Below are 23899 nucleotides of genomic sequence, written 5' to 3' on the forward strand. Positions count from 1 at the left end.
AGCACACAAGGCATAGATCAGTGAGTAACTTTTTGGTTAATACTCTTTGTGGAATTGCGGCTTATATGAGGCAACCTAAAAAGCCTTGTATTAGGATGTCTGATAAGGAAAGTTTAGAGCTAGTTACCAGCTAGAAAACCCAAAACTGGGGTTTTTAGTAGACAAATAAAATCATTTATAGGATATATTATAGGTCTAAAAGAAATAGAAGCTATGATAAATAAGTTAAGTGCAGTTCAACTCAGGAAAGGCAGCAAAGTCTCCTAATTTGCTTAAGCAAAAGTTTGAAGTTTCTAAGCCAAATGAAATTTGGTTGGCCGACATCACTTATATTAAAACTCTAGATCGATGACTATATACAGCCGCTATTTTAGATCTTTTTTCAAGAAGAATTGTTGGATTATCAACGATCAATCGGATGCAAACAGATCTCGTTAAAAATGCATTACAGCAAGCTGTTGTAAATAGAAAACCTAGAAATGTTTTGATACATCATTCCGATCGAGAAGCACAATATACAAGCGAAGAGTTTAGGCAAGCAGCTAAAAATTATAAAATGCAACTTAGCATGAATTCTAGGAGTTGCTATGACAATGTCCTTATGGAAAGCTTTTTTCATACTTTAAAAATGGAACATACTTATTTAATGGAATCCAAAATAAGACTGGAAACAAAAAATGACATTTTTAAAGGTATTGAAGTTTTTATAACAGGCAAAGAAGCCACTCGAAATTAGGGTATCTATCACCTTGTGATTTTGAAAAAATGTATTTTGAAAAACAACGTCTGTGTTCTTAGTGTCTACAAAAGGGTTGCAATATCACTTCCTTCTGATACAAACTGTTAAAAAATTTATAAGGTTATATATGGCAAACCCAATTTCATCACATTCAATGCTCTTTCTAAGCGCTATAAAAATGGATCAAGATGCTTGGCTGCACGTTTTAGCATCGGATGCATTTTTTGAAAAGATTTTTATTAATCTTAAACCAAAGGATGTGGATAGCTTCTTATATACTTGTAAAAGCATCAAAAACATACATTATGATTTTAAAAAGACCTATCCAAACATTTACATTTATTTTTTAATAAAAATATTTGGGTTTAGCGACAATAATAAAATTACCCCAAAAAATTTAGAAGAGTCCCTTCAAGAAGCTGCAAAAAATGGTCATCTAAATATTGTACAAGCGCTTATGCAGTCTGGTAGGTTTGATGAAATTGAACCCATTGGCTTAGGAAAATCCCTTCGAGAAGCTGCAAAAAATGATCATCTAAATATTGTACAAGCGCTTATACAGTCTGGTAGATTTGATGAAATTGAACCCATTGACTTGGGCTATGCTATCCAAGAAGCTGCGGAAAATAATCATTTAAATATTATGCAAGTTCTTATGGAGTCTAATAGATTTGATGAAACTGAATCAGATGATTTAGGCTATGCCTTCAAAGAAGCTGCAAAAAATGGTCATCTAAGTATTGTACTAGCTCTTATCCAATCTAATAGATTTCAGGAAATAAATTCATCTTACTTAGAATGGTCTCTAAAAGGATGTGTAGGGAATGGCCATCTAAGTATTGTACAAGCGCTTATACAATCTGGTAGATTTGATGCGATTAAATCAGATGTTTTAGAGAATGTTATCCAAGAAGCTGCAGAAAACAATGCTCCCGCTATTGTGCTAGCGCTTATATCTAACAGGTTTCCCTATTACTTAAGGCTAGCACTCCAAGAAGCTGCAAAAAAGGAATGCTTATGTATTGTGCTGGTTCTTATAAGAACCTACAGATTCAGCAAGTATGTAGCAAATATATATGGGCTCCTTAAATAACCCACAAGAGTTAGATGCATTGCGTAAGTTGACGAGGTAAATGAAAATATACATCCTCTACTGTATAGATAATATCTTCGATCTCTGTGACTCCATATTCCTGTAACTTTTTTATACATCTTTGTACAACATCTTCGGGGGTAGATGCGCCTGCTGTCAGACCTAGCACTTTAACAGCTTGTAGCCATTTAGGATCGATTTCATGTTCTGTATTTATTAGATAAGAGGGCACATTGCGCAAATGCGCTACTTCGCACAATCTATTGGAATTAGAGCTTCTAGGATCCCCTACCACTAGAATAAGATCGGAGCAATCCACAATACTACGTAGCGCCATCTGGCGATTAGTTGTAGCATAGCAAATAGAAGAACTAGGCAGGGTTTCAATATGAGGATATTTAGCAATTAACGCCTGCGTTACTTCTTTTACATCATCTAAGCTCAATGTGGTTTGTGTGGTATAAAATAAAGGTTCATTGGAAAAACATAAGGCTTCTACATCTGCTAGAGATTCTACAACAGTTGTCACCTCAGGTGCTTCTCCTGAAGTACCTATGGTCTCCACGTGATTACGGTGACCAATTAAAATAATTTGGTAGCCTTTTTGCGCGTATCTTTTTACAGCTGAATGCACCTTTGTAACCAAGCCACATGTAGCATCGATTTCTATCAGGTTTCTTTTTTTAGCCTGCGCGCGTACTTCGGGAGCCACTCCATGTGCAGAATAGATCAAATAAGAACCACAAGGCACTAGCTCTAGGTCCTCAATAAATACAGCACCTTGTTTTTCAAGACTCTCAATTACATGCTTATTGTGAACAATCTCATGCTTTACATAGATCGGAGCACCCCACATCTTCAGTGCCTTTTCTACCGTTTCAATGGCTCGCACAACTCCTGCACAAAATCCTCGAGGCTTAGAAAGTAGTAGTTTCATATTATCCTTATTCTTTTACAGGTAAAGCTTCTAAATAAGTGCACTCTTGATCCACAATTGCTGTTACACTTAAATCAGACCATACGTTCAAGCTGGTCTCTATCATATCTATAAAGGCATAAAAAGGTAAAATAAGGCCCATTGTGCTAAGAGGGACATCCATCCCTATTAAAAACATACTTGTTAGAAAGAAGCACCCCATAGGGACTCCTGCATTTCCAATTGCTGCAAGCGTTGATAACACAACCCATATCCCTAAATCCAATAAACCAAAAACATGACCGTGAATAGTAGAACAGAAAAGCACAGTAATTAAGATAAAGGCAGCGCACCCATTCATATTAATAATTGTGCACAAAGGAAGAGAAAAATGAGCCACTTTAGGATGGATTCCTGCTCCTTTTTCCGCACATTTTAAAGTAACCGGCAGAGTTGCATTGGAAGATTTAGAAAAAAAGGCAAGGCTTAAAGCCGCAAAAGAAGCTTTTGCTAACTTTATAGGAGAAATTCCTTTATATTTTAACAACAGAGGCAAGACTACAAATCCTTGCACAAGATTAGCACTAACAACGGTTAGTAGGTACAATCCTAGATGTTTAAAGCTATTGGTATGGCTAAGATCTTTAAACATAAGAGCTGTAAAAGCCCATGTTCCTAAAGGAATAAGATAAGCAATCCCTTCAGTAACTTTTAGAATAAGCTTAAAAAAAGAAGAAAAAATCTGATGCACAGAAACTCGGTTGTCTTCGGGTAGATATGTAGCCGCAATTCCCATAATAAACCCAATAAAAGCCGTGCCTATTACATTATTCTCTAAAAAAACTTGCACGATGTTGCTGGGTACAATTTTCCATAAAAAAGATAAGTAAGTATCTGTGGGTGCTTTAATGATCTGAGTCGCATCTGTTATGCTTATTTTAGCACTAGGCTGTATGATAAAGAAAAGCAGAAGACCGACAGTTGCTGCTATAACTGTTGTAAGCAGCGTATAGGTAAATACCCTTCTACCAAGATTGCTTATTTCCAGCTGACTTTTCATTCCAGAAAGCGTAGAGGTAATCGATAGAAAAATAATCGGAATACTCAACAGCTTCAAAAAATTCATAAACAGAGCAGCTGTTATTTCCGCTCCCTTTAGAAGCAATTCTTGCCCAAAAAGACCTGTAATAATCCCTAGAAAAATGGATCCCAATAAAAATAATAAAGATTTCTTGTTTTGCATATTTTTTTTCAATAAAAGTGTTAGATGAAAATAGTAAAAAAGATTAGATAATTTAGCAACAACAAGAATTAGTTTTCATGAAATAAAGGTATTGTTTTAATAGCTTTTTGTCAATATACATGAACCTATGATTCAAAAAAACAGCAATTTAAGTTCTATGAAAAAAAACTAATTTAATCTATCATGTCCCTTATTTAGTTTATCGCGATCCATCTAATACTTGTTTTTTTTAACTGTAGGAAATAATTTTTCATGTGGGAAAGCATTTTTTCGGTTTCTAGATTTTCTTGGTTTTCTCATTCATCTAACTCAAAAAACCCAATAATAAATTCTCTCGATCATGTTAGAGAGCTAATACAAGGGCTTTCCTGTTCTCCAAAAAAGCCTCAACTTTCAAAAAGAAAAATCACACAAGAGCCGTGGCCTTCTGTAATGTGGGAGAATTTACTCTATCTATTTTCTTCATTAAGAATGAAGTTTCTACCTCCTCCTGCAAGTGACAGTCCTCAACTTGGAAGTCTACTTACTCAAGAAAAAATTGAGAAAAAAACATTTATTAAATACGCTTCTAATGTGTTTGGTAAAAGAGTGATGAAAACAATTCAAAAGGCTATTGATTCTTTACCTGATTTTATTAAGAAGAATGATGTTTGGCATCTATTTGCAATGATTGGACATTCCCTAACTACAAATGATTTAAAGGATTTACTAGATAGAGTAAATACGGGAGAGATCCCCTTAAAGCTCTCTCGAAGCATGTCTACTGATCTTAGTGAGCTATCTTCTGAAGACATGGAAAAATTAGTCGGTTATTATCGTAACCCCTTGGAACATTTGCTGCCAAATGAAAAAAAAATATTATGGGAAGAACTTAAAAAAAGCGGTATACCACTAAATAGTAGAATTTTAGCCAATGAAGAATACGACTACCATATACGCAAGTTAGCCGGAAATTTAGAAAAAGAAGAACAATACACAGAAGCGGACTTAAGACTTCTTCCCTTTGCTGTTTCTGAGCAATTAGCTAGAGTTATAGCTTACGTAGAGCCTGGTACTATTCGTAAAGACATGATAATTCCTGTTCCTATTTTTACCAAACAGCAAGATACTGTCTACTACCAGCTTAATAATCACATTAACCAAAAGGGTTTACATTGCTATTTGTTTACCCCATTAAAGGGTAATTTTCCAGCTCAGCTGGTTTTTAGAGGAACCGATGATTCAGAAAGTCTCTCTAGAGACTTTCTCGACCCAAATGGGATCGGGAAAACCGTTTTTGATGAATGCAAAAACCAAATAGCTGCAATGATAGAATCTTATTGTGAAACAACTGAAAAACCCTCCTTAGAAATCACAGGCCATTCCTTAGGAGGTTTAGATGCACAACGCGCTGCGATTCTTTGCTTAGAGAAGCTTAATCAAGAAAACAATAAAGGACCCTTTTCTCGTATATCTCGTATTAATTGTTTTGCATTTTGCGCCCTTAAATTAGATCAACCTACAATCAAATCATGGAAAGAACAAATAGGCATTCTTAAAAACCATCCTTCTCCTCCTAAAATTGTTCTGAACTTCTGCTATCATAAATATGACTTATTAACTCGATTCGGTTTTAAAAATTTATATAATCAAGAAAACTTAAGCTTTTTGCAAGAGAACTACTTGCAAGTAACCTCTGACTCGGGAATTCTTGCTACAAATACACATCACACAGAGCCGTTTTTCAAAGGCGGTAAGTTTTACCCAGGCACAGATAATCGTAAATACATCCACTATAACAGTGCAATTTTCATTAATTTAAAAAAAAAATTAGATATCTTAAAAAAATTCATAGAAAGGGAATCCGAGGAGATTACTCTTTCCGAAGAAGATTTAGAAATTATTGAATTATCCAAGCAAAAACTCATTAAAATGGAAACAGATAAAAAAGAAATACAATCTTATCAAGAAGGCTATTCATCTGATTCTTCTTGGGGAACCTTTCTTATTTATAAATCGCTCATAGCTCCTGCACAGATGATTTTTCATTGGATGAACTCTTATTATTCTTCTCAAGAAAGACACTTATCCGATTCTTCTCGGAAAACCTCTTCTGTTTATGAGTTGCTTACTACTTCTAAGCAACGGATTTCTCATTGGATGAAATCTCACTATATTAAAGTTTAACTTTCTTAGAATAGTTAATATAAACGCAGATTTACAAACAAATTACTTATATGTTACTTCACCTATAGCTTCCTATTTGCTTTAAGGATTAATAGCTACATCAGCTGCACAACGAAATCCATAGGTTCCATTCATGGTGCCTGGATTGTTTCGATGCCTATGAGAACATCTAAGATCTTCTTTTAAGCTTTTCCAGCAGCCTCCACGCAACACGCGATATACCCCTTGCTGTGGTCCTTGAGGATGATTTGGTTCTTGAATGGACAGATCGTAATACTGATAATCGTACCAATCTTGGCACCACTCGTAAACATTACCTGCCATATCATAGAGTCCGTATTCATTAGGAGAATAGCTAAGCATAGCTGTAGTATCAGAGCTGAAGAAGTTAGCCTGTGTTCGGTCTATGTCTTGTCCTGTTGGATAAAAGAAGTCTTCTTTGCCTCCACAGGAGGCAATTTCCCATTCAGCTTCGGTTGGAAGCCTTTTTCCTACCCATTTAGCATAAGCTATAGCTCCGTACCATGTAATACCTACTACAGGATGCTTAGCATAACCTGACTCAATGCTAAGTTTTCCTCCACTGCGTTTAATTCTAGATTCGCGCAAACGGATGATATCATTGTTTTGTCCATCTTTTTCTCCTCCCATTGCTTCTAAAAAACGGACAAATTGCTCATTTGTCACAGGATGAATATCTAAAGCAAAAGAATGCATGTGAATTAAATGTCGTGGGTGCTCATCACGTGCACCTTGATTACTACCTCTTAAATAAGCACCAGAGGGAATAATCACCATATCGGTTAAAATAGGTTGAATTGCTTTTTCTTCTTGTGGCTTTGGCTTATAAGGAGAAACCATCATTTCTGCTTGAAAAATAGCCCCGGGATCTGGCTCGAAGGAGGGTCTTGTTAACTCTTGTGGATTCAAGATCGGCTTAGCACAAGTTGTAGTAAAGGAAACCTTTGTCCCCATAATGTATTTTTCTGCTTGCAACCTTTCTAAATGCGCTTCACAAGAAGAAAGAGCAGAAATATTGACTAACTCATTCATTTTTTCTTGCAGAGGCCCTAAACGCATTTCCGGCTCTGTTTGTAAACAACTACAAATCAAAGTATCCCATTGCCATTTAAGGTCAGAGATTTTTTGAGAAGGAAGCTCGAAAAAACCTTCAGGAAATTTACGCATCAAAAGATAATATAATAACACGCCAAAAGCCCATGCGTCTGCTTTAGGCTGACTTATCCAATTAAACTGTCTCTTTTGCTCTGGAGCTAAAAAGGGAAATTGTTCAATAAAAGAACGATGAACTTCTTTAGCGCAAGCTTCATCCCAAGGTCCTGTTGCATAATTTTTGCCATTTGTGTCACAGCCTATTTCCAAACTATAAAAAGAGCTCATTGCATGGTAGATGCGACTCAAAACAGCTAGCGGTCCAATGATATGGGATAAACCAAAATCTGTTACAATAGCTTCTGGTCCTTTAGGGGTATAACGAACTAAAATATTGCTGAGTTTCAATGTTCCGTGAGCAAGCGGTTTTTCTTGGGTGTGCGCATAATCAAGGGCAGAACTCACTTGTTGAGCAAAGCAGAGAATTGTTTCTTCTGGCAAATTAGGGAATTTCTGTAAAAACTGCGATAGATTTAAGCTAGGTTGTTGATCTTGGTCTAAAACAGCTTCTATAATAATTGCATAACGCTTTTCCAAAAATAATGCGTTGTAAATTTTTGCAATATGAGGATGATTTAAATGAGCTAATTGAGCAATGTGTGCTTCAAATCGGGCAATAAAATCGGTATCAGAAGAGAGCTCTTCGGGTAAAATTTTTACAATGTACTGCTTTTGCAATAAACGATGCTCTGCAAGATAGGTCTGACCTAAGGCCCCTCGCCCTAAAGGTCTTAACAACTCATAATCCCCGAAGTGAGTCATTACCATAAATTATCTCCTCTTGATTTTAGTTTTTTTAAAGAACCCCTAAGAATCTTGCTAGATACCATGCAATAACCAATACAAATGCAGCAACAGCAGCCCATAGCAAATTAGGCAACCATTTAATTCCTCCACCCATACTACCGCGCACTTCTAAAGTTCCAATGCCATAAGAAAACTCATGTTTTTCTGCTGGCATATGAAAAGTCTGAGGGTTTTGACGAATCATATGCTCGATGTCTACCCCTAAAAATTGAGCATATTGCTTCATAAATCCTAAAGCGTATACTCCGGAGATGTATTGATCTATCTCTCCTTCTTCAATTGCTTCTAAATAGCTAGAGCGAATAGAAGTTGCATTCTCTGCTTCTTTCAATGATACATTCAATTCTTGGCGTTTAGCTTTAAAAAGCTCTCCTACACCTTTAAGTTCTGCACTCATATCCCTCCTGTAAAATTTCAAGCACTAATCACGAATAATATTCCTATCTCAGAAAGCATCATAGCATTTTAATTGCAAATCTATCCTTGTTTTTTTTCAAAATCAATGTAAAATTACAATAATTTCATTATTTTTAGATTAAAATGACATTTCAAAAGCGTTCTTGTTTTGTAACAACCATGGATCTTAAGCTGAAAGATCGGCTACGTGAAGATCTCATCGATCAAGGATTTACCTTGACTACACCTGCTTATACGTTTTTTTCAGCAAAAAAAAAAGGAATTAGTTGCACTTTGTATACATCTGGAAAACTGATGATACAAGGAAAAGAAATGGATGAGTTTATTAGATTTTATATTGAACCTGAAATTCTACAGGCATTTACTTATTCAAACCCAGAGCCAACTGATACTTCAGAACGAATCGGGGTAGACGAAGCTGGCAAAGGGGATTTTTTTGGCCCCTTATGTATTGCAGCAGTCTATGCAGACAAGGAAAAAATCCAAGCCTTATTAGCTTTAGGAATACGAGATAGTAAAACACTTTCCGATCCTACAGTGATTGCGCTTGCCTCTAAAATCAAAGCAATTTGCCCCCATGCGCTTGTTATTCTTAAGCCTAAAACCTACAATCAGCTCTATACTCGTTTTCAAAACCTCAATCGCTTATTAGCATGGGGACACGCAACTGCTATTGCAGAACTTGTGCAAAAAACGCATTGCAAACAAGTGATTATTGATCAATTTGCTAATGAAACGGTTGTTTTAGACGCTTTAAAACAAAAAAAGCTCGATTTAGAATTGACACAACGTCATCGAGCTGAGAGTGATTTAGTTGTAGCAGCTTCTTCTATTTTAGCGCGAGCTGCCTTTTTACAAGGGCTTTATGATTTACGCTTATTCTATAAAATCCAGCTCCCTAAAGGGGCGTCTCAAGAAGTTATTCGAGTAGGAAAAGCCTTTTGTGCCAAATATAGCAGCTCTTTACTAGAAGAAGTAGCCAAACTGCATTTTAAAACTCTACAGGAAGTTTTAGCGCATTAATTCAAAAGAGTCGATGAAGGTCTTATAGCTTGCTTCATCATAATATTGTGCTTCACATTCCATTGCCATTAGGTAGAAGCTGTTTTTTACCATTAAGGCTCTTCCTTTAAAATACATCCCTTCTTTACAGATAAACAAATCTAGCACGGTATGGCCATTTACTAAAGAGAGCTCATGAGTAAGACCTGGATTATGTTTAAGAAGACCTTCTACAAATCCTTCTAAATTTTTATTTGCGTAGGTTTGATCCACAAAATCTGGATATTGAGCAATTAACAGTAAAAATGTGGTTTTTTGATCTATAGCAGAGATATACGCATCGTATTTTAAATCAAATCCTATTTCAGGAAGGCGTAGTTTTTCTGATAAATGATCTGGGTACTTAGGAAATTTCATACAACATTCGCCGTTTATAGAACGAAATTCCTGCCAATGATTCTTTGTCTTACTTATTTCTTTGCTAAGAACTGGATTTACTCGCACTTCTTTAGCATCAAGTGAAAATGATGTAAGCGCTAAGCCCAAAGCACAGCAAAGCCCTCCTGTTTTTACGATTGAATATAGTTTTCTCATAATCTAATCTCCTAATATATTTTAAGTCTTTGTAATAAACCAGCTAACCACTCCACTTACCAATATAGATAAAATTACCACTGCTATAATGGGAATGATGATATTTAATAGTCCTTTCCAAATGGAAAACCCCTGAACTTCCCTAAGACCCTGTACCAGAATAATAAAGGTCCAAATAGTTGCAATCCATTGCCCTAACATGACTAGTTGAAACAGCCCTGTTTTATTTGCCAATGTGACTTTTGTAGGAAAATCTGAATAGAAAGCTTGTTCTTTAAATACGCCAATCAAAAGGATCCATACCAATATGTTGATTAATGCCGGTAAATTCGACCATGCAACAACACATCTAACTTGTTTAAAAGGAGCATTTCCTCCTATAAGGCGTCCACACCACTGTAAAATATAAGCGGTAATGGTAATAGATATTAAACCAAATACTATACCCAATAATAAAGAGCCAATCAATATAGCCCACAAAGGATAGAGAGTGATTAAAGAGAACATATTGGAAAAGCTCAATGCTATGGTAATCCCATAAATCCAAGAAAGCCTTTTAAATCCATAGCTTGGATCCTTAGCTACAAGGGCTTGAATGGTTGCTCTGGGTTTGGTCCAAATATCGCGCCAAGGATGCATATTTTTCCTCTTTATTTATCTTCATAATAAATTCAAAAATATAACTAATCAATAACAAACTATACTCTACTTAATTTAATTAATAACTCGTTGCAAAACAACATAATAAAAAAGCCGTTATTTTTGTAAATAACGGCTTTCATAAATCACCTATTTTTTAAAAGATTATTTTCTGTTAATTACGTAGTCTATCTTCTTCTTCTAGAATCCTTAAATCTTCTTCTAGACTGCTATAATCCTCATCTTCATCGTCATACTCGATTGCAATATTTGCATTATTTTGATTAGAGTAAACAAGGGAGCTTGTCAGTAAAGCGCAAATTAGTCCTAAATGAAATAGCATATTATCTCCTAAAAGGTGTTTGAAAACTCATCTTTACAAATTGCTCACTGGTTTTCAATAGAAAAAGGGATAGATTTTTTTTAAAATTTTTTAATTTCTTAATAGCTGCTTTATATGATCCAATTCAATGCTTCTTGTAAATGAGGGTAACGAAAAGAATATCCCGATTCCAGAAGCTTTTGTGGATAGACCTGAGCACTAGCTAATAGCATCTCTTTTCCCATATCTCCTAAAGCTAAAGAAACAAGCTTGGAAGGGAGATGAAAGAAATGAGGTCTGCGTAACTTAATTGCTAAAATGGACGAAAACTCTTTTTGTTTTACAGGATAAGGGGCTACTAGATTAACGGCTTTATTTAATGATTCTGTCATTAAAAGATGATACAAAGCACTAATTGCATCATCAATTGCAATCCAACTTAAATACTGGTTGCCAGACCCGATCCTTCCACCTAAACCTAGGCGGTAGAGTGGTAAAATCTGAGCTAGCATACCACCCTTTGCTCCTAATACAACGCCAAATCTAGCACATACAACACGACTGCCACGTTGCTTAATTGCTTCTAAAGCCATCTCCCACTGCTGACAGAGAGAGGGAAGAAATCCTTCCCCTGCAGAAGAGAGCTCGGTAACTTTTTCTTTGCAGTCCCCGTAAAAGCCAATAGCGGAAGCAGAAATGACTGTTTTAGGAGGGGAATACAAACGGGATAATACTTGAGATAGCAACCAAGTATCACAACATCTACTGGTGAATAATTTTTTACGGTATTTCTTTGTCCATCTATGAGCAATAGGAGCTCCTGCTAGATGAAAAACCGCATCAAAGCCTTCAAAATCCTGTTTAGAGAATTGTCCTTCTACAGGATCCCAATACACGGTATCAGAGCTTATTTCTTGTTTGTGACGAACAAGTCTCATGACACTATGGCCTGCTAATCGTAAAAAAGCTGTAAGTTGAGAGCCCATAAACCCATTAGCTCCACTCACTAAAATCTTCAACGGTGCACTTGAATATTTGTAAGTTAACTCAAGATCCTCTTTCATCATTTTTTGACGCCATTTTAAAAGTTGTACAAACCGCTTAACTATAAAGCTTTCTAAAAAAGAAACAGAGTTAAATTCTATCTCATCACTTAAAATGCAGCATTGAGAATCAATAGGAGTAAAGCGATGAGTATGTAATAGGAGTAAAGCGATGAGTATGTAAATAGCGTTTAAAAGGGCCTTTTATTTGTTTATCGCTAAATTCTTGATTCAGCTTGAAATTTTCATGCTCTAAAATCCATTTAAAGAAAAAAGGCCCCAAATAAATCTTTAATCCTACCTGCGTTTGATTACAGGGTATAGGGGGATCGAATAAAAAATTGGTTTTTACCCAAGGCGGTACTAGCCTTTTTAATGCTCCAGGACGCAATATCCAAGCAAAGGCAAAATCACAAGGTACTGCTACTGATGTCTTAACTTTTATATCCATGCTTATTCCATTGATGATAAACCTGCAGTGCCCTTTTGCGTGCAAGATCATGATCTACTATGGGGTAAGGATAGTTTTTCCCCAAATAAACACCCGCTTCTTCTAATACAGACTTAGGAGCTAAATGTGGAGTGTGAATGTATGAATTAGGCAGCTTTTTTAATTCAGGAACAAATTGGCGTACATATTCTGCTTTTGGATCAAATTTTTTACCTTGGGTAAATGGATTAAATATACGAAAATAAGGAGCTGCATCTGCACCACATCCTGCACACCATTGCCAACCTAAGGTATTATTTGCAAGATCTGCATCTACTAGGGTATCCCAAAACCATTTTGCTCCTTCTTGCCAAGGAATATTTAAATCTTTGACCAAAAAAGAAGCTACGATCATGCGAACTCGATTATGCATCCAACCTAGTTGCCATAATTGCCGCATGCCCGCATCGACAATAGGAATTCCTGTCATTCCTTTTTGCCAAGCTTTGAGCCACTTTGCATTTCTTTTCCATGGAAAATGGGTGTATTCTACTCTTAGCGGCTTTGAAGGAGTATGAGGAAAAGCAATTAAGAGATGATTAGCAAATTCTCGCCATCCTATTTCTCTTAAAAAAACCTCTGAATGGGTATTCTTTAGCAAATCCTCGAAAATTCTTTTTACAGAGATCTCACCAAAGTGCAAATGTGGAGAAAGCATCGATGTTCCCCTTTCTGCAGGGAAATCACGCCCATGAGCATACTGATGGATCTTACCCTTCAAAAAATGCTTCCATTTTTTTAAAGCGCTATCTTCTCCCGGCTGCCAAAGAAAGGAGAAGTCTTGAGCCCAAGGAATATGCGGTAATAAATCTAATGTATTTAAAGATATGTGTTTAGAATACGACGCTAATTGTAATTTTTTTGTAACTCTACCCTCTGGATTGCCTACCTCTTGTTTTAAGCAACATCGCCAAAAAGGAGTGAATACTTGGTAGGGATTCCCCTGCTTAGTAGTAATTTGGCCAGGTACAAATAGTAGATTTGCATGAAATCCTTTTGCTATACATTTTTTTGCAGAAGCTAGCTTGATCAGTTTTTTTTCTCGTACTAGCGCACTTGGTTCATAACAATAATTCCAAACTATATGCTTTGCATCCGCCTTATCTATAATCTCTTGCAGTATATGCAAAGTCGCACCTTGGAAAAAAAATAAATCAAGACCTAGTTCTCTTAATTTTTTTTGCAAAGATTGCAGAGAATAATGCAGCCACCAACGAGAGCTTGAACCCATTGACCAGTTACTATCCTCTTCTGCATCAAATATATATATGGGTAAAATAGGAAGCTGTAACTGAGAAGCATATTTTAAGGCAGGATTATCTTGAACCCGCAGATCACGCTGAAACCAAATAATTGTTGTCATAAATATAAAAGATGAAAAAGCGTAAGAATTCTTAAAAAACCATCCTTACGCCTCATATAAACTACATTTTGCAACTACCACCCTTATCTTTTGAGCAGCAGCAACACATATGTCTCCAATGCGGAATCCAACGCAAACTCCAAAGACCAGCTAGACCTACTAATGCGTAAACTAAGCGACTTAAGCCAGCCATTTGACTTCCGAATAACCAAGCGACAAAATCAAACTGAAAAAAGCCTATTAAGCCCCAGTTTAAAGCCCCAATTACAATTAAAATAAAAGCGAGAGTATTTAAAAACTTCATTTGTTCCTCCTTAATACTCCATGCATGTCCGTTTCAAGACAGCATGTCCCGTTAACATCATCTTAGAAACTTTTTATTCATTTGTCATCTTTTTTTTTTAAACAAATGTTTTTAAACGACACCCAACCCTTTTTAACAGATCACAAAACATTTCTTTTCGAAAAGAATTAGCTTCTTTCAAATCAGAGTGAATCATAGATAAATAGGGGTCTTTTTGATCCAATAAATCTGGTAAGTATTCAAAATGAACACCGCTTAATAACACTTTTCCTGCCCCATGCTCAATTTCTACAATCGCAGGGGGGGTTTGCGGTAAATCGAGATAACAAGATAATATCTTTACTTCTGAAGACTTAGGAGCACTAAAAAAACAACCTCCATTAAAATACACATGTAAAGGACGATTTTGCCAATTAATCAGAGCATTACAAGCTCCTTTAGAAGAATTATATGTATATTTCCCCGCTCCATAAGCAGGACCTTTAGCAATCCCAGGAAAAAAACACAAAGAGCGCTCATCCAAAATTTCCAAATTTGTCCCTTTTTCAAATTCAACTCTTGCACACGCAAAATAGGCTCCTGCGCAAATTCCTAGGTAATTGCCTTTTTCTTTTACATAGGAGCGAATTTTATCGGTTCCCTTTCCAGCTAAGGCGCTTTGATAAAAGACATCTCTACCACCGGGCATAATAAATAGCTGCGTATCTTTTTCCCAATTTTCCTCTATAACAGAGCAAGCATCGAGTCTTTTTATTTTCATCTCAGGATTGAGCTCTTGCTTTAAGCTATGAACCAAATGCTTCAAAGAAACTCCATCCACTCCTTTATCTGCATAGACCACAATTTGGTTTTTCATAGGAAACCCTCCTTATTGAACCTTTACTGGACATCTTCATCCAACTGTACAGAATGTTCTTTTTTGCGCAGAGGTTTTCTTGAAAATTCAATAACTCTATTGCGTAAACCCATAAAAAAGCAGTTTTTCTTATCTAAAATGAGATTATCTATTTTTTTTGACATTAAGAAATTATTTAGTTACACCCATTCTTATTATCATTTCAAATGGTTTTTGCATAAAAAATTATAGGATATGAATGGTAAATATTAGAAATGCAAAAAAAAGATGTATAAATCATAAGGATAAGGGGGTTTATTTATATGAAAGCTGCTGACAAACCAACAATAGAGACTAAGCTAAGCCAAATCCCTGCTGCCTTTCGGCTGCTTGCAAAAAACGAACTGCAAGAAAAGATCAATGAAAATAACCCTTCTCTGAACCTAGACCCAGATAAAATATACATAAAAAATGCAAGCGGTTCTTCAGAAACACTAACAGATGCTTTACTTAAAAAAGCTATAGGTGAAGAAAACCTCTTAAATACTCAGAATGCTTGGTTCTATTCTACAGAAAATGTGCGTCTAGAAGACATAGTCCAAGGATTAGATATTGCAAGGGTAAAAACCCTTATTGAGGGCTTGAGTGCCGCACTTGTTAATACCTATTATTGGCAAATGGATAACTATTGGAAATCAAATATACTTCCTATACCTCAAGAGTTGAAAATAGCCCCTGAAGAGGACCTTTTAAAAACTCTTGTAGAAAAAGAATTTCTAATAGAAAGAGCCTATCAGATAGATAGCATGTATCCTAATTTGAAACAAAGCGTGGTTTCCTATCTTAGCCAAAAACTAAAAAGCTTATACAACAAAGACATCAATCCGGATATAGTACGTGTTCTTATTTTTAAAAAAGGGCAAGAAGACATCTCTTTACCCTCTTCAAGTTTTGATTTAACAAATTTTGCTCTGAATTATTTATCAGCCTGGTTTTTCTATTTGTTTATACATTCATCGGAAGAAACTACTATATGGGTTAAGATCGACCAAACCTCTCAAAAGATAGCTCTAAACGATATTTTTCAGACAAGTGATGCCCTTGCTATAAAATCTAAGCATCAAGTAAGGCTAAATCGCTTTTGGCAAAAAAATACTAATAACTACCGAATACTCGCTAAGTTTTCTTATCTTAAAGCTCTTTTAGAGCAGCAAAACAGCGAGCTTAAGCTCTCTGAAAAAAGCCTTAAACTAGCTCTACAAGCTATAGGCTTAAATAAAAAAAAGATAGAAGCAATAATAAACATAGATGAGATAGACCCTAAAGAAATTTCTCTAGATATCTTAGAAACTCTAACTAGTCCAAAAAAACACCTTGAAGTATCCCTTCTTTTAATTAATAACCAAATAGCTTCTGATATTTTAAAAATTTGTGATCCAGAGACTACAGACTCTTTGTTATATATACCAGGATACTCTCCTTCTTTTATCGAAGCTAGCAATGAAAAAATTTTGAATCATTGGGTCTTCTTTCAAGTAAAATTATCGCCGAAGCATTTAGCTGCAATTGCTTCTCATTTTCCTCACTCTAGTAGGGTGATATATAACACTAAGCAAGATGCTTTCCTTCATCAAAACTATAGAGCACAAGAAAATGTAGCGCCGATTTTTATTCAAGAAGACATCTTTTCTTTTATCACAAAAAAACAAAAAGAGCGAATAGTTGCTGATCTATATACAGAAGGAATCCCTGTGCCTATTTACTCTGGCTCTGTCCCTAATTTTCAATCTACAGATTCTGCATTTTTTACAACAATTGCAGCTGCTATCAAATATCTCCCTCAGCTTTTGCCCAATATTCATAATGTATCTGGTGATTTGCAGGAGCTTTTTCCCTCTCCTTATGAAACGGCTGCAGAGCTTGTTAAAAAGGGCATTAAGAATAAGCTAAATATAGATATCGATCCGGATAAGACATTTATTAGCTTTTCTTTACATGAAGTAGAATCTTTTTCTTATGACCCAAACATACCTTTAGTTAGAGGACAAGAAGCTAGCACAACCATCCAATCTCTAACAGAGGCTGCTTTAAGTAATTATCAGGAAGGCTATTCTCCCTTGGGTTTTACAACAATCATTTATCAAGATCTATCTGGAAAAAGAGAATACACAGCAAATGCTGAGCTACTGAACATCTTGCCGAAAGATGTGGAAGACATTATCCAAAAAGCAGATTTAGCTGCTTTGCATAAAAGTAAACTGGACTCTTTTTGGAATCAGCACACAAATCGAATAAAGTATTTCTGTCAGCATAGATATTTACAACAAGCCTTAGAGGATTATCAGGATAAGATTCTGTCAGAAGAAAACTTTAAGCTGATTGTAGATGTGGTTTTTTATTCTTTGAGTTTAGAAGAGGAAGAACTACCTAGTCTGATCAATCCTCATATCAGTATAGAAATAGTCAGCGTTGATAGTTACCAATCCACCGATATGTTTGTCTTTCGCGATACAAGTAAAGAGCAAGTAATCTTATACATATCAGGAGATCAAAAAGCATTTTTTCCCTTTGCTAATTACGAAGCGTGTATCTGTTTTCTTGAAGAGAAGGGAAAAACAAATGCTGAATGGCAAAAGTTACTTACCTCGCATTTTTCCATGGATGTTCAAGATTCTGTTCTTAGCGCACTAAAGAGAGGGCCTTATATAGATCCATCTTCCTTGACATCTGCCCTCTATCCGCGATCTGCTAGTTGCTCTTTTTCAAATACTAATGTTAGACATCCCATAACAACAAAACCTATAGAAAAAAGCTTTTTTGAAGTCATCCAAAAAAACACCCAAAAGCGCTCTTATCTAGATGCAAGTGCAGTAATTGTCTCTGATAGAGAACTTATGTTAAGGCGCGTTATCAGTATCGCAAAATCTATAGAGATTGCCTTATTAGTACCCAGTCTTGCCTTTCCCATTCTAAACTGGGTATCGCTTGCTGCTTTAGCAACAGAAACCTCTATCAATCTCTATCTAGCAAAAAATGCTGATACGATAAAAGAGCGCCACCTTGCAGCGTTATCTGCAGGGTTTAACACTTTAGAGCTTCTCTTAATAGGAGCATTTTTAAGTCTGCGATCCTTGAAGTTTTCTAAAGAACAAAGCCTGCCTACTACTGAACAAGTAAACTCACGTACAATTAGTAGTGGTAGAGGATTGCATACTTTTCTTAAGAAAAATCCTATATCTGAAGAGCTGTTCTTTGATACTACAAAATCTATGCAGGTCTGGCAAATTTCGGCGGGTAATCATCAATTTAGCTACTTAGATGCTAAAGCCTGGCTTCTTGATGAACAATTCCTTCTATTTACCGGAAAAACAAGCAAAGCTAGACATTTGATTATCTCCTCTCATGGTGGATATTTCCCTGGAAGCAGTATCGTTAAAGTTCCAAATACTACAGAGCTTGTCATTTTAGGCCCGCATGGTTGGGAACTAATGGATACTAAGATAACATCTATTGCTAAAAGATCGATCTTTCCCTATGGAGTTATTAACGAGCATACAGCTTTTCCTTCTCAAAATGCATTTTTGCACTCGCCTCTATTTTATCATCCTCCTACAAAAGTACAAAGGTATCCCAAAAAAGCCAATATAAAAGCTTTAGCAGGAACAAATGTTCAGGGACATATTAAAAATTATACCTTAACTAAGTATCAAAAATTTGGACCTGGAAAAGAGAGCTATCTAGATGTTGTGCAACTTGTTAATCGCTCAAGAAATACGCTTCCTATCATTGAAGAAATAGGATTGGAGCCAATTGATGTGCTAACGATTCGCAATCGTATAGGAAAGATTCCTCCTAATTTAGATGATCTATTTAAATCTCTGCAAAATCATGGAATTCATTATAACAGAATTACTTTAGCCTTTTGTAGATCCAATACGATTTTGTCTGGGCTTAACTCTGCTCCAAAATATACACCGCCTATGATTTAAAATATTTTTTAAATTATTATTCTTTTTGATTGATTAATCAAAAGGAGTACTATCAATAGTATTTTTCTCTTTACAAGTAAAGAAAGAAAAATTATAGTAGCTATTCGTATTCAGTTCTTTTAAGGAATTTAAATGACAAAGTTTGATGAAGAAGATCTTGAAAAGCTTAATAGACTCTGCCGTCTTGGGGAAGCAACACAAGAAGAAAAAAAAGCTATATCTAAGCACTTAAAAAAAGTCTTAGGCTATATGGAGCTGCTTTCTGAAATTGACACAACTAATGTGCCTACTTGTTATCAAGTAGGAGAAATCCAAAAAAGTGTTACAAGAGATGATATAGTCATGGACATCTTATCCAGAGAGCAGTTTTTAGAAAATGCTCCTTCTCATGTAGGTGGCATGATTCGCGTGCCTACAGTAATTAATTTTTCTAACTAAAGAGTTTTTGTACATGTATCGACTATCCGCCCGTGCTATCCGTGAGGAATTTTGCAAAAAAAAAATTACAGCCAAGCAAATTGCTGAAAAGACATTAGAGCGAATTTCCTTGCATGATGGAAAAATTGGCGCTTTTTTATCTGTAATGGAAGAAAGGGTGATGCTAAAAGCTGCTGAATTAGATCGCAAAAGAGATTCTGGTAAGCCACTAGGAGCTTTAGCAGGAGTACCTATTTCCATTAAAGACAACATCCATATTCAAGGAGAAAAAACAACCTGTGCTTCTAAGTTTTTAGAAAACTATAAAGCGGTTTTTGATGCAACTGTAGTTAGGCTTTTAGAAGAAGCAGATGCATTGATCATTGGTAAAACCAATCTTGATGAATTTGCCATGGGATCTTCTACAGAAAACTCTGCTTATCAGCTAACTAAAAATCCTTGGAATCTTAAATGCACACCAGGTGGATCATCCGGTGGCTCTGCTGCATCTGTAGCTGCAAGGTTTTGTCCTATTTCTCTAGGAACAGACACAGGCGGATCTATCAGACAACCAGCTGCTTTTTGTGGAATTGTAGGATTCAAGCCCACATATGGACGTATCTCTCGTTATGGCCTAGTAGCCTTTGCGTCTTCTCTAGATCAAATTGGACCTTTGACCTATGATGTAAAAGATGCGGCTTTATGCATGCAAGTCATTTCAAGACACTGCTCTCATGACTCTACCAGCATTAGATCTCCTGTAGAGGATTATTTAAAAAAACTGGATCAACCTATTCACGGTCAAACGATTGGCGTTCCCTATAGTTGCTTAGGTGAATTGGACACTGGGTCCAAAGAACATTTTTTAGAAGCTATAGAGGTTTTAAAAAAATTAGGTGCAACTATTGTAGACGTAGACTTAAATCTGTTAAAATACGCAATTGCCGTCTATTACATTCTAGCTACAGCAGAAGCATCTACAAATCTTGCGCGTTTTGACAGCATTCGCTACGGCAAGCGAGCAGAAGATGCCAAAACCCTCGAAGAGATTTATGTGCTGTCTAGACAAGAAGGTTTTGGAGCAGAAGTGAAAAAACGCATTTTACTAGGTACTTATGTTCTCTCTTCTGGCTACCAAGAGGCCTATTGCAAAAAGGCACAGAAAGTACGCACCTTGTTGATCCAAATGTTTCAACAAGCCTTTGCCAAATGCAACATGATTGCTATGCCAACATCTCCTTTAACAAGCTTTCCTTTAGGCAAATTTCAAGATCCTGTACAGCTTTATCTACAAGATATTTTCACTGTATCTGCAAATTTGGCAGGATTACCGGCAATTAGTGTCCCCAATGGATTTAGTGAGGAAAATCTCCCTTACGGTCTGCAACTCATCGGGCCTTATATGCATGATACAGAAGTCTTACGTTTTGGATATGCTTTTGAAAGCGCAACTTCCTTTACAAACCTAGTTCCCCCTTTATTTGATAACAAGGCACACAAATGAGCGAGATCTGCTATCAAGATTGGCAACCCGTAATTGGTTTAGAAATCCACGCACAACTTAATACTAAATCTAAACTTTTCAGCTCTGCAGCTAATCATTTTGGAGATGAACCTAATACAAATATTAGTGTTATCTGCACAGGTCAACCCGGCGCGTTACCTGTATTGAATAAAGAAGCTATTCATAAAGCTGTTCTATTTGGTTGTGCAGTAGGCTCGGAGGTTTCTTTAAGTAGTCAATTTGATCGTAAATCCTATTTTTATCCTGATAGCCCTCGTAATTTTCAAATTACACAGTTCTATAAACCCATTCTAATGGGTGGCACTGTAGTAGCTGATGTAGGAGGCACATTAAAACATTTTTCTATTAATCGAAGTCACTTGGAAGATGATGCGGGTACTTTAAAGCATTTTAGTACATTTACAGGTGTTGATTACAATAGAGCAGGGGTAGCATTGATAGAAATTGTCTCAGAGCCTTGTATGCATACTCCTAAAGAAGCAGTGGCCTATTCTATGGCTATTAAAGCTATTTTGGAATACTTAGATGTCTCCGATTGCAATATGGACGAGGGTTCCTTTCGCATTGATTGCAACATATCTGTCAGAAAGAAAGATGAACAGATCTTGCGTACAAAAATTGAGATTAAAAATCTTAACTCTTTTAACAATATGGAAATGGCGCTTGAATCAGAGATTCGCAGACAAATTCGTGAATACACCCTGCATCCACAAAAAGACTTTCATGAAGTAATATCTCAAGGAACCTATCGCTTTGATCCAGAAAAAAAAGAAACTGTTTTAATGCGTGAAAAAGAAGATGCTGACGATTACCGCTATTTTCCAGAGCCAGATCTCCCTCCGATTTTACTTAAAGAAGAAGAGATCCAAGCAATTAAAGCTACTTTGCCAGAATTACCTCACCAAAGATACAACCGCTATTTAAAAGAGTTAGAGCTACCTGAGTCTGCTGCTGCCTTTTTAATTAACGATAAAAAGCTTGCTGATTATTTTGAAGAAGCACTCAAAATCTGCCCTAGCCCTAAAAGCATATGTAATTGGATGATTATAGAGTTTTCTGGGCGCTTTAAAGATACGGGAAACAGTCTCATTCGCTCAGGAATTGCACCTAGCGATGTAGGTAAACTTGTCAAGATGATTGAATCAAATACCATTACCGGAAAGATTGCTAAAAGTGTTGCCGACGACATGTGCAAAAGTCCGGGAAAAGATCCTGAGCAAATCGTAAAACAAAATCCTGACTACCAGCCCTTGCAAGATATTTCGAGCATTACGCTTTTAGTAGACAAGGTTTTAGAGAGTAACCCACAATCCATTGCTGATTTTCATGCTGGAAAAGCAAGAGCATTTGATTTCTTAGTTGGGCAAGTCATGAAACTATGTAAAGGTAAAGCCTCCCCTGCGATAGTAAATGAAATTTTGACCAAAAAGCTAAAGCGCCCTTAAAAAAAATTGGAGTATTAGCTATGCCCCTTCAAAAAATACATAACCTCTCTTTCTCTACTTCTAAAATAGAAAAAACTCAAAAAATAGACACAAGTAATTTAAATCAACAGGCTTCAGATTTTGTATTACAAGCCATACAGGATAACCCCAATCTAAAAAATAATCGCTCTTTTATGCTTAGTGCTATAATAGCCAATCCTTCTTTGATAAGCTCCCTTCCTCCTTTTTTAAAAAATGATTTAAGTTTTCTGAAAAGTCTTCACAAATCTATTTCGGGCATAGAAACTACCGATAAAGGTATTGCAAAAGCTCAGGAAGCTAATCCTAATCTAAAAGAAGATCAGCTTTTTATGACAATGCGTCTAAGGTCTTTTGGCGCTTGAATACATATAAGGCCCGAAGTTTTTAGAAGCTCTTGCAATATTTAAGCTAGAAATTGACTACTGAAGGCTCTTGCAAGGCGTGTTTTCTTAAATCTTCTATTTGCTCTTTAGACAAGTCTGTGTATCGAGAAACTAGATCAATGGCCAATCCATCCTGCAACAGACGTTTTACTGTTTGTATTTTTTCTTCGGTTTTACCCTCAGCCTTGCCTTTAGCTTTAGCATTTTTAACATTGACTTCAGCTTCATAAATTTCCTGTGCCCTAGCAGCCTTATTATCCATATGAATACGCTTTAACTCTTCATAAGTAGCAAGCTCATTCTCTGTCCAATAATGCTGGTCGAGCGCGGTATAGGCTTTTTGGATAATGGCATCGTTGCCTATAATCTCCTGTAATTCTTCTTCAGTGGTTTCGTGAGCGTGTTTGAAAAAGTAACACCACTTTTCTTCTATGGAGGATAGTTCCTCTTTGCTTTTGGTAAATTTAGGCAGTTCGATAAAGGTAAAGTAGAAGTCTTTCAAATCATGCTCATGTGTTGCTTTATCGAGTATGACGTGGTCTGATTTATAATGAGCTTTGTTAGGAAAAATAATGCAATCAGCAATAGCTATGAAGATGATTTCCTTAAGCTCATGATACTTATCTCCAATATTTGCTTGATTGCCATACACTTGAGATGCGTAATATTGAGCGCGCTTTTCAAAGCCTCTGGTTTTTGTTACTTGCATTTCAATGATGTATTTTACTCCCAGCTTGTCTTTGCATAAAACATCAACAATGCTCTGTTTTTTGACAGCAATTTTAGGAGCGAGAATGGGAGATAAGAACTCGATATCTACAATGCTTTGATCTCCAGAAAATCCGAGGATATCATTTAAGAAATGAAGCAGAATGTCTTTGTTTTTTTCTGTACCGAATATTTTCTTAAAGGCTATATCGTTTTTTGGATCTAAATATTTGAAAATTACCATACTTTATCCTTAAATCTGCAT

The 23899-nt window shown here is 36.1% G+C and carries 21 protein-coding genes and 1 pseudogene; 9 read left to right on the plus strand and 13 right to left on the minus strand.

All coding sequences use genetic code 11. The features are described 5' to 3' along the window. Positions 1-364 precede the first annotated feature (364 nt). Together RHTP_RS04010 and RHTP_RS04015 are read left to right on the plus strand one after the other, a co-directional pair. Positions 365-736: pseudogene (locus RHTP_RS04010) on the plus strand (transposase); the annotation flags it as partial. 130 nt (positions 737-866) lie between these two features. Next, the gene (locus tag RHTP_RS04015; RefSeq protein WP_138106844.1) at positions 867-1832 is read left to right on the plus strand and encodes an ankyrin repeat domain-containing protein; all 966 of its coding nucleotides are present in this window, start codon (positions 867-869) and stop codon (positions 1830-1832) included. Between the two features lie 10 nt (positions 1833-1842). Here RHTP_RS04015 and ispH read toward each other — a convergent pair whose 3' ends face one another. Together ispH and RHTP_RS04025 are read right to left on the minus strand one after the other, a co-directional pair. Continuing rightward, positions 1843-2769, minus strand: a complete 927-nt coding sequence (ispH, locus tag RHTP_RS04020) for a 4-hydroxy-3-methylbut-2-enyl diphosphate reductase (protein ID WP_138106845.1) — start codon at positions 2767-2769, stop codon at positions 1843-1845. A gap of 7 nt (positions 2770-2776) precedes the next feature. Then, positions 2777-3991, minus strand: coding sequence for a dicarboxylate/amino acid:cation symporter (locus RHTP_RS04025; protein WP_138106846.1), 1215 nt, complete (start codon positions 3989-3991; stop codon positions 2777-2779). 252 nt (positions 3992-4243) lie between these two features. Here RHTP_RS04025 and RHTP_RS04030 point away from each other — a divergent pair, with 252 nt between their 5' ends. After that, entirely contained in the window at positions 4244-6157 is a 1914-nt protein-coding gene (locus RHTP_RS04030; protein ID WP_138106847.1) for an alpha/beta hydrolase family protein, read from the plus strand. 81 nt (positions 6158-6238) lie between these two features. Here the strand turns inward: RHTP_RS04030 and RHTP_RS04035 are convergent, their stop codons facing one another. Together RHTP_RS04035 and RHTP_RS04040 are read right to left on the minus strand one after the other, a co-directional pair. Beyond that, entirely contained in the window at positions 6239-8098 is a 1860-nt protein-coding gene (locus RHTP_RS04035; RefSeq protein ID WP_138106848.1) for a bifunctional serine/threonine-protein kinase/formylglycine-generating enzyme family protein, read from the minus strand. 28 nt (positions 8099-8126) lie between these two features. Next, entirely contained in the window at positions 8127-8534 is a 408-nt protein-coding gene (locus RHTP_RS04040; RefSeq protein ID WP_138106849.1) for a helix-turn-helix domain-containing protein, read from the minus strand. A 143-nt stretch (positions 8535-8677) separates the two neighbouring features. Between RHTP_RS04040 and rnhC the strand changes: the two genes are divergently transcribed. Further along, the gene (gene rnhC, locus RHTP_RS04045) at positions 8678-9577 is read left to right on the plus strand and encodes a ribonuclease HIII (protein ID WP_138106850.1); all 900 of its coding nucleotides are present in this window, start codon (positions 8678-8680) and stop codon (positions 9575-9577) included. On the opposite strand, the gene RHTP_RS04050 is transcribed toward rnhC, so the two are convergent. From RHTP_RS04050 to RHTP_RS04080, 8 genes are all read right to left on the minus strand, one after another. After that, complete coding sequence (locus tag RHTP_RS04050; RefSeq protein ID WP_138106851.1) at positions 9566-10150, minus strand: hypothetical protein; 585 nt, start codon at positions 10148-10150, stop codon at positions 9566-9568. The genes rnhC and RHTP_RS04050 overlap by 12 nt on opposite strands. A gap of 21 nt (positions 10151-10171) precedes the next feature. Then, positions 10172-10789 (minus strand): Yip1 family protein, encoded by a 618-nt coding sequence (locus tag RHTP_RS04055; protein ID WP_138106852.1) that lies wholly within the window; start codon positions 10787-10789, stop codon positions 10172-10174. 175 nt (positions 10790-10964) lie between these two features. After that, complete coding sequence (locus tag RHTP_RS08795; RefSeq protein ID WP_171005727.1) at positions 10965-11132, minus strand: hypothetical protein; 168 nt, start codon at positions 11130-11132, stop codon at positions 10965-10967. Positions 11133-11242: 110 nt separating this feature from the next. Next, positions 11243-12178: a TIGR01777 family oxidoreductase gene (locus RHTP_RS04060; RefSeq protein ID WP_138106853.1), complete on the minus strand. Its 936-nt coding sequence runs from the start codon at positions 12176-12178 to the stop codon at positions 11243-11245. A gap of 106 nt (positions 12179-12284) precedes the next feature. Beyond that, positions 12285-12605 (minus strand): SRPBCC family protein, encoded by a 321-nt coding sequence (locus RHTP_RS04065; protein ID WP_138106854.1) that lies wholly within the window; start codon positions 12603-12605, stop codon positions 12285-12287. Then, a complete protein-coding gene (locus RHTP_RS04070; protein WP_138106855.1) occupies positions 12589-14007 on the minus strand; it encodes a cryptochrome/photolyase family protein in 1419 nt (472 codons plus the stop codon). Before RHTP_RS04070 ends, RHTP_RS04065 begins: the two co-directional genes overlap by 17 nt. 61 nt (positions 14008-14068) lie before the next feature. Then, positions 14069-14311, minus strand: a complete 243-nt coding sequence (locus RHTP_RS04075) for a DUF378 domain-containing protein (protein ID WP_138106856.1) — start codon at positions 14309-14311, stop codon at positions 14069-14071. A gap of 97 nt (positions 14312-14408) precedes the next feature. Next, the gene (locus RHTP_RS04080) at positions 14409-15167 is read right to left on the minus strand and encodes a BPL-N domain-containing protein (protein ID WP_138106857.1); all 759 of its coding nucleotides are present in this window, start codon (positions 15165-15167) and stop codon (positions 14409-14411) included. 302 nt (positions 15168-15469) lie between these two features. Here RHTP_RS04080 and RHTP_RS04085 point away from each other — a divergent pair, with 302 nt between their 5' ends. The 5 genes from RHTP_RS04085 to RHTP_RS04105 all read left to right on the plus strand — a co-directional run bounded on the left by RHTP_RS04085 (position 15470) and on the right by RHTP_RS04105 (position 22905). After that, complete coding sequence (locus RHTP_RS04085) at positions 15470-19135, plus strand: dermonecrotic toxin domain-containing protein (protein WP_138106858.1); 3666 nt, start codon at positions 15470-15472, stop codon at positions 19133-19135. 132 nt (positions 19136-19267) lie between these two features. Next, positions 19268-19573, plus strand: coding sequence for an Asp-tRNA(Asn)/Glu-tRNA(Gln) amidotransferase subunit GatC (gene gatC / locus RHTP_RS04090; RefSeq protein WP_138106859.1), 306 nt, complete (start codon positions 19268-19270; stop codon positions 19571-19573). Positions 19574-19586: 13 nt separating this feature from the next. Continuing rightward, positions 19587-21056: an Asp-tRNA(Asn)/Glu-tRNA(Gln) amidotransferase subunit GatA gene (gene gatA, locus RHTP_RS04095; RefSeq protein WP_138106860.1), complete on the plus strand. Its 1470-nt coding sequence runs from the start codon at positions 19587-19589 to the stop codon at positions 21054-21056. Then, complete coding sequence (gatB, locus tag RHTP_RS04100) at positions 21053-22522, plus strand: Asp-tRNA(Asn)/Glu-tRNA(Gln) amidotransferase subunit GatB (RefSeq protein ID WP_138106861.1); 1470 nt, start codon at positions 21053-21055, stop codon at positions 22520-22522. Before gatA ends, gatB begins: the two co-directional genes overlap by 4 nt. Positions 22523-22542: 20 nt before the next feature. Next, positions 22543-22905, plus strand: coding sequence for a DUF4116 domain-containing protein (locus RHTP_RS04105; protein WP_138106862.1), 363 nt, complete (start codon positions 22543-22545; stop codon positions 22903-22905). 46 nt (positions 22906-22951) lie between these two features. Here the strand turns inward: RHTP_RS04105 and RHTP_RS04110 are convergent, their stop codons facing one another. Continuing rightward, positions 22952-23878, minus strand: coding sequence for an Rpn family recombination-promoting nuclease/putative transposase (locus RHTP_RS04110; protein WP_138106863.1), 927 nt, complete (start codon positions 23876-23878; stop codon positions 22952-22954). Positions 23879-23899: the final 21 nt, after the last annotated feature.

It is taken from the genome of Candidatus Rhabdochlamydia sp. T3358 (genome assembly GCF_901000775.1).
Taxonomy (GTDB): domain Bacteria; phylum Chlamydiota; class Chlamydiia; order Chlamydiales; family Rhabdochlamydiaceae; genus Rhabdochlamydia.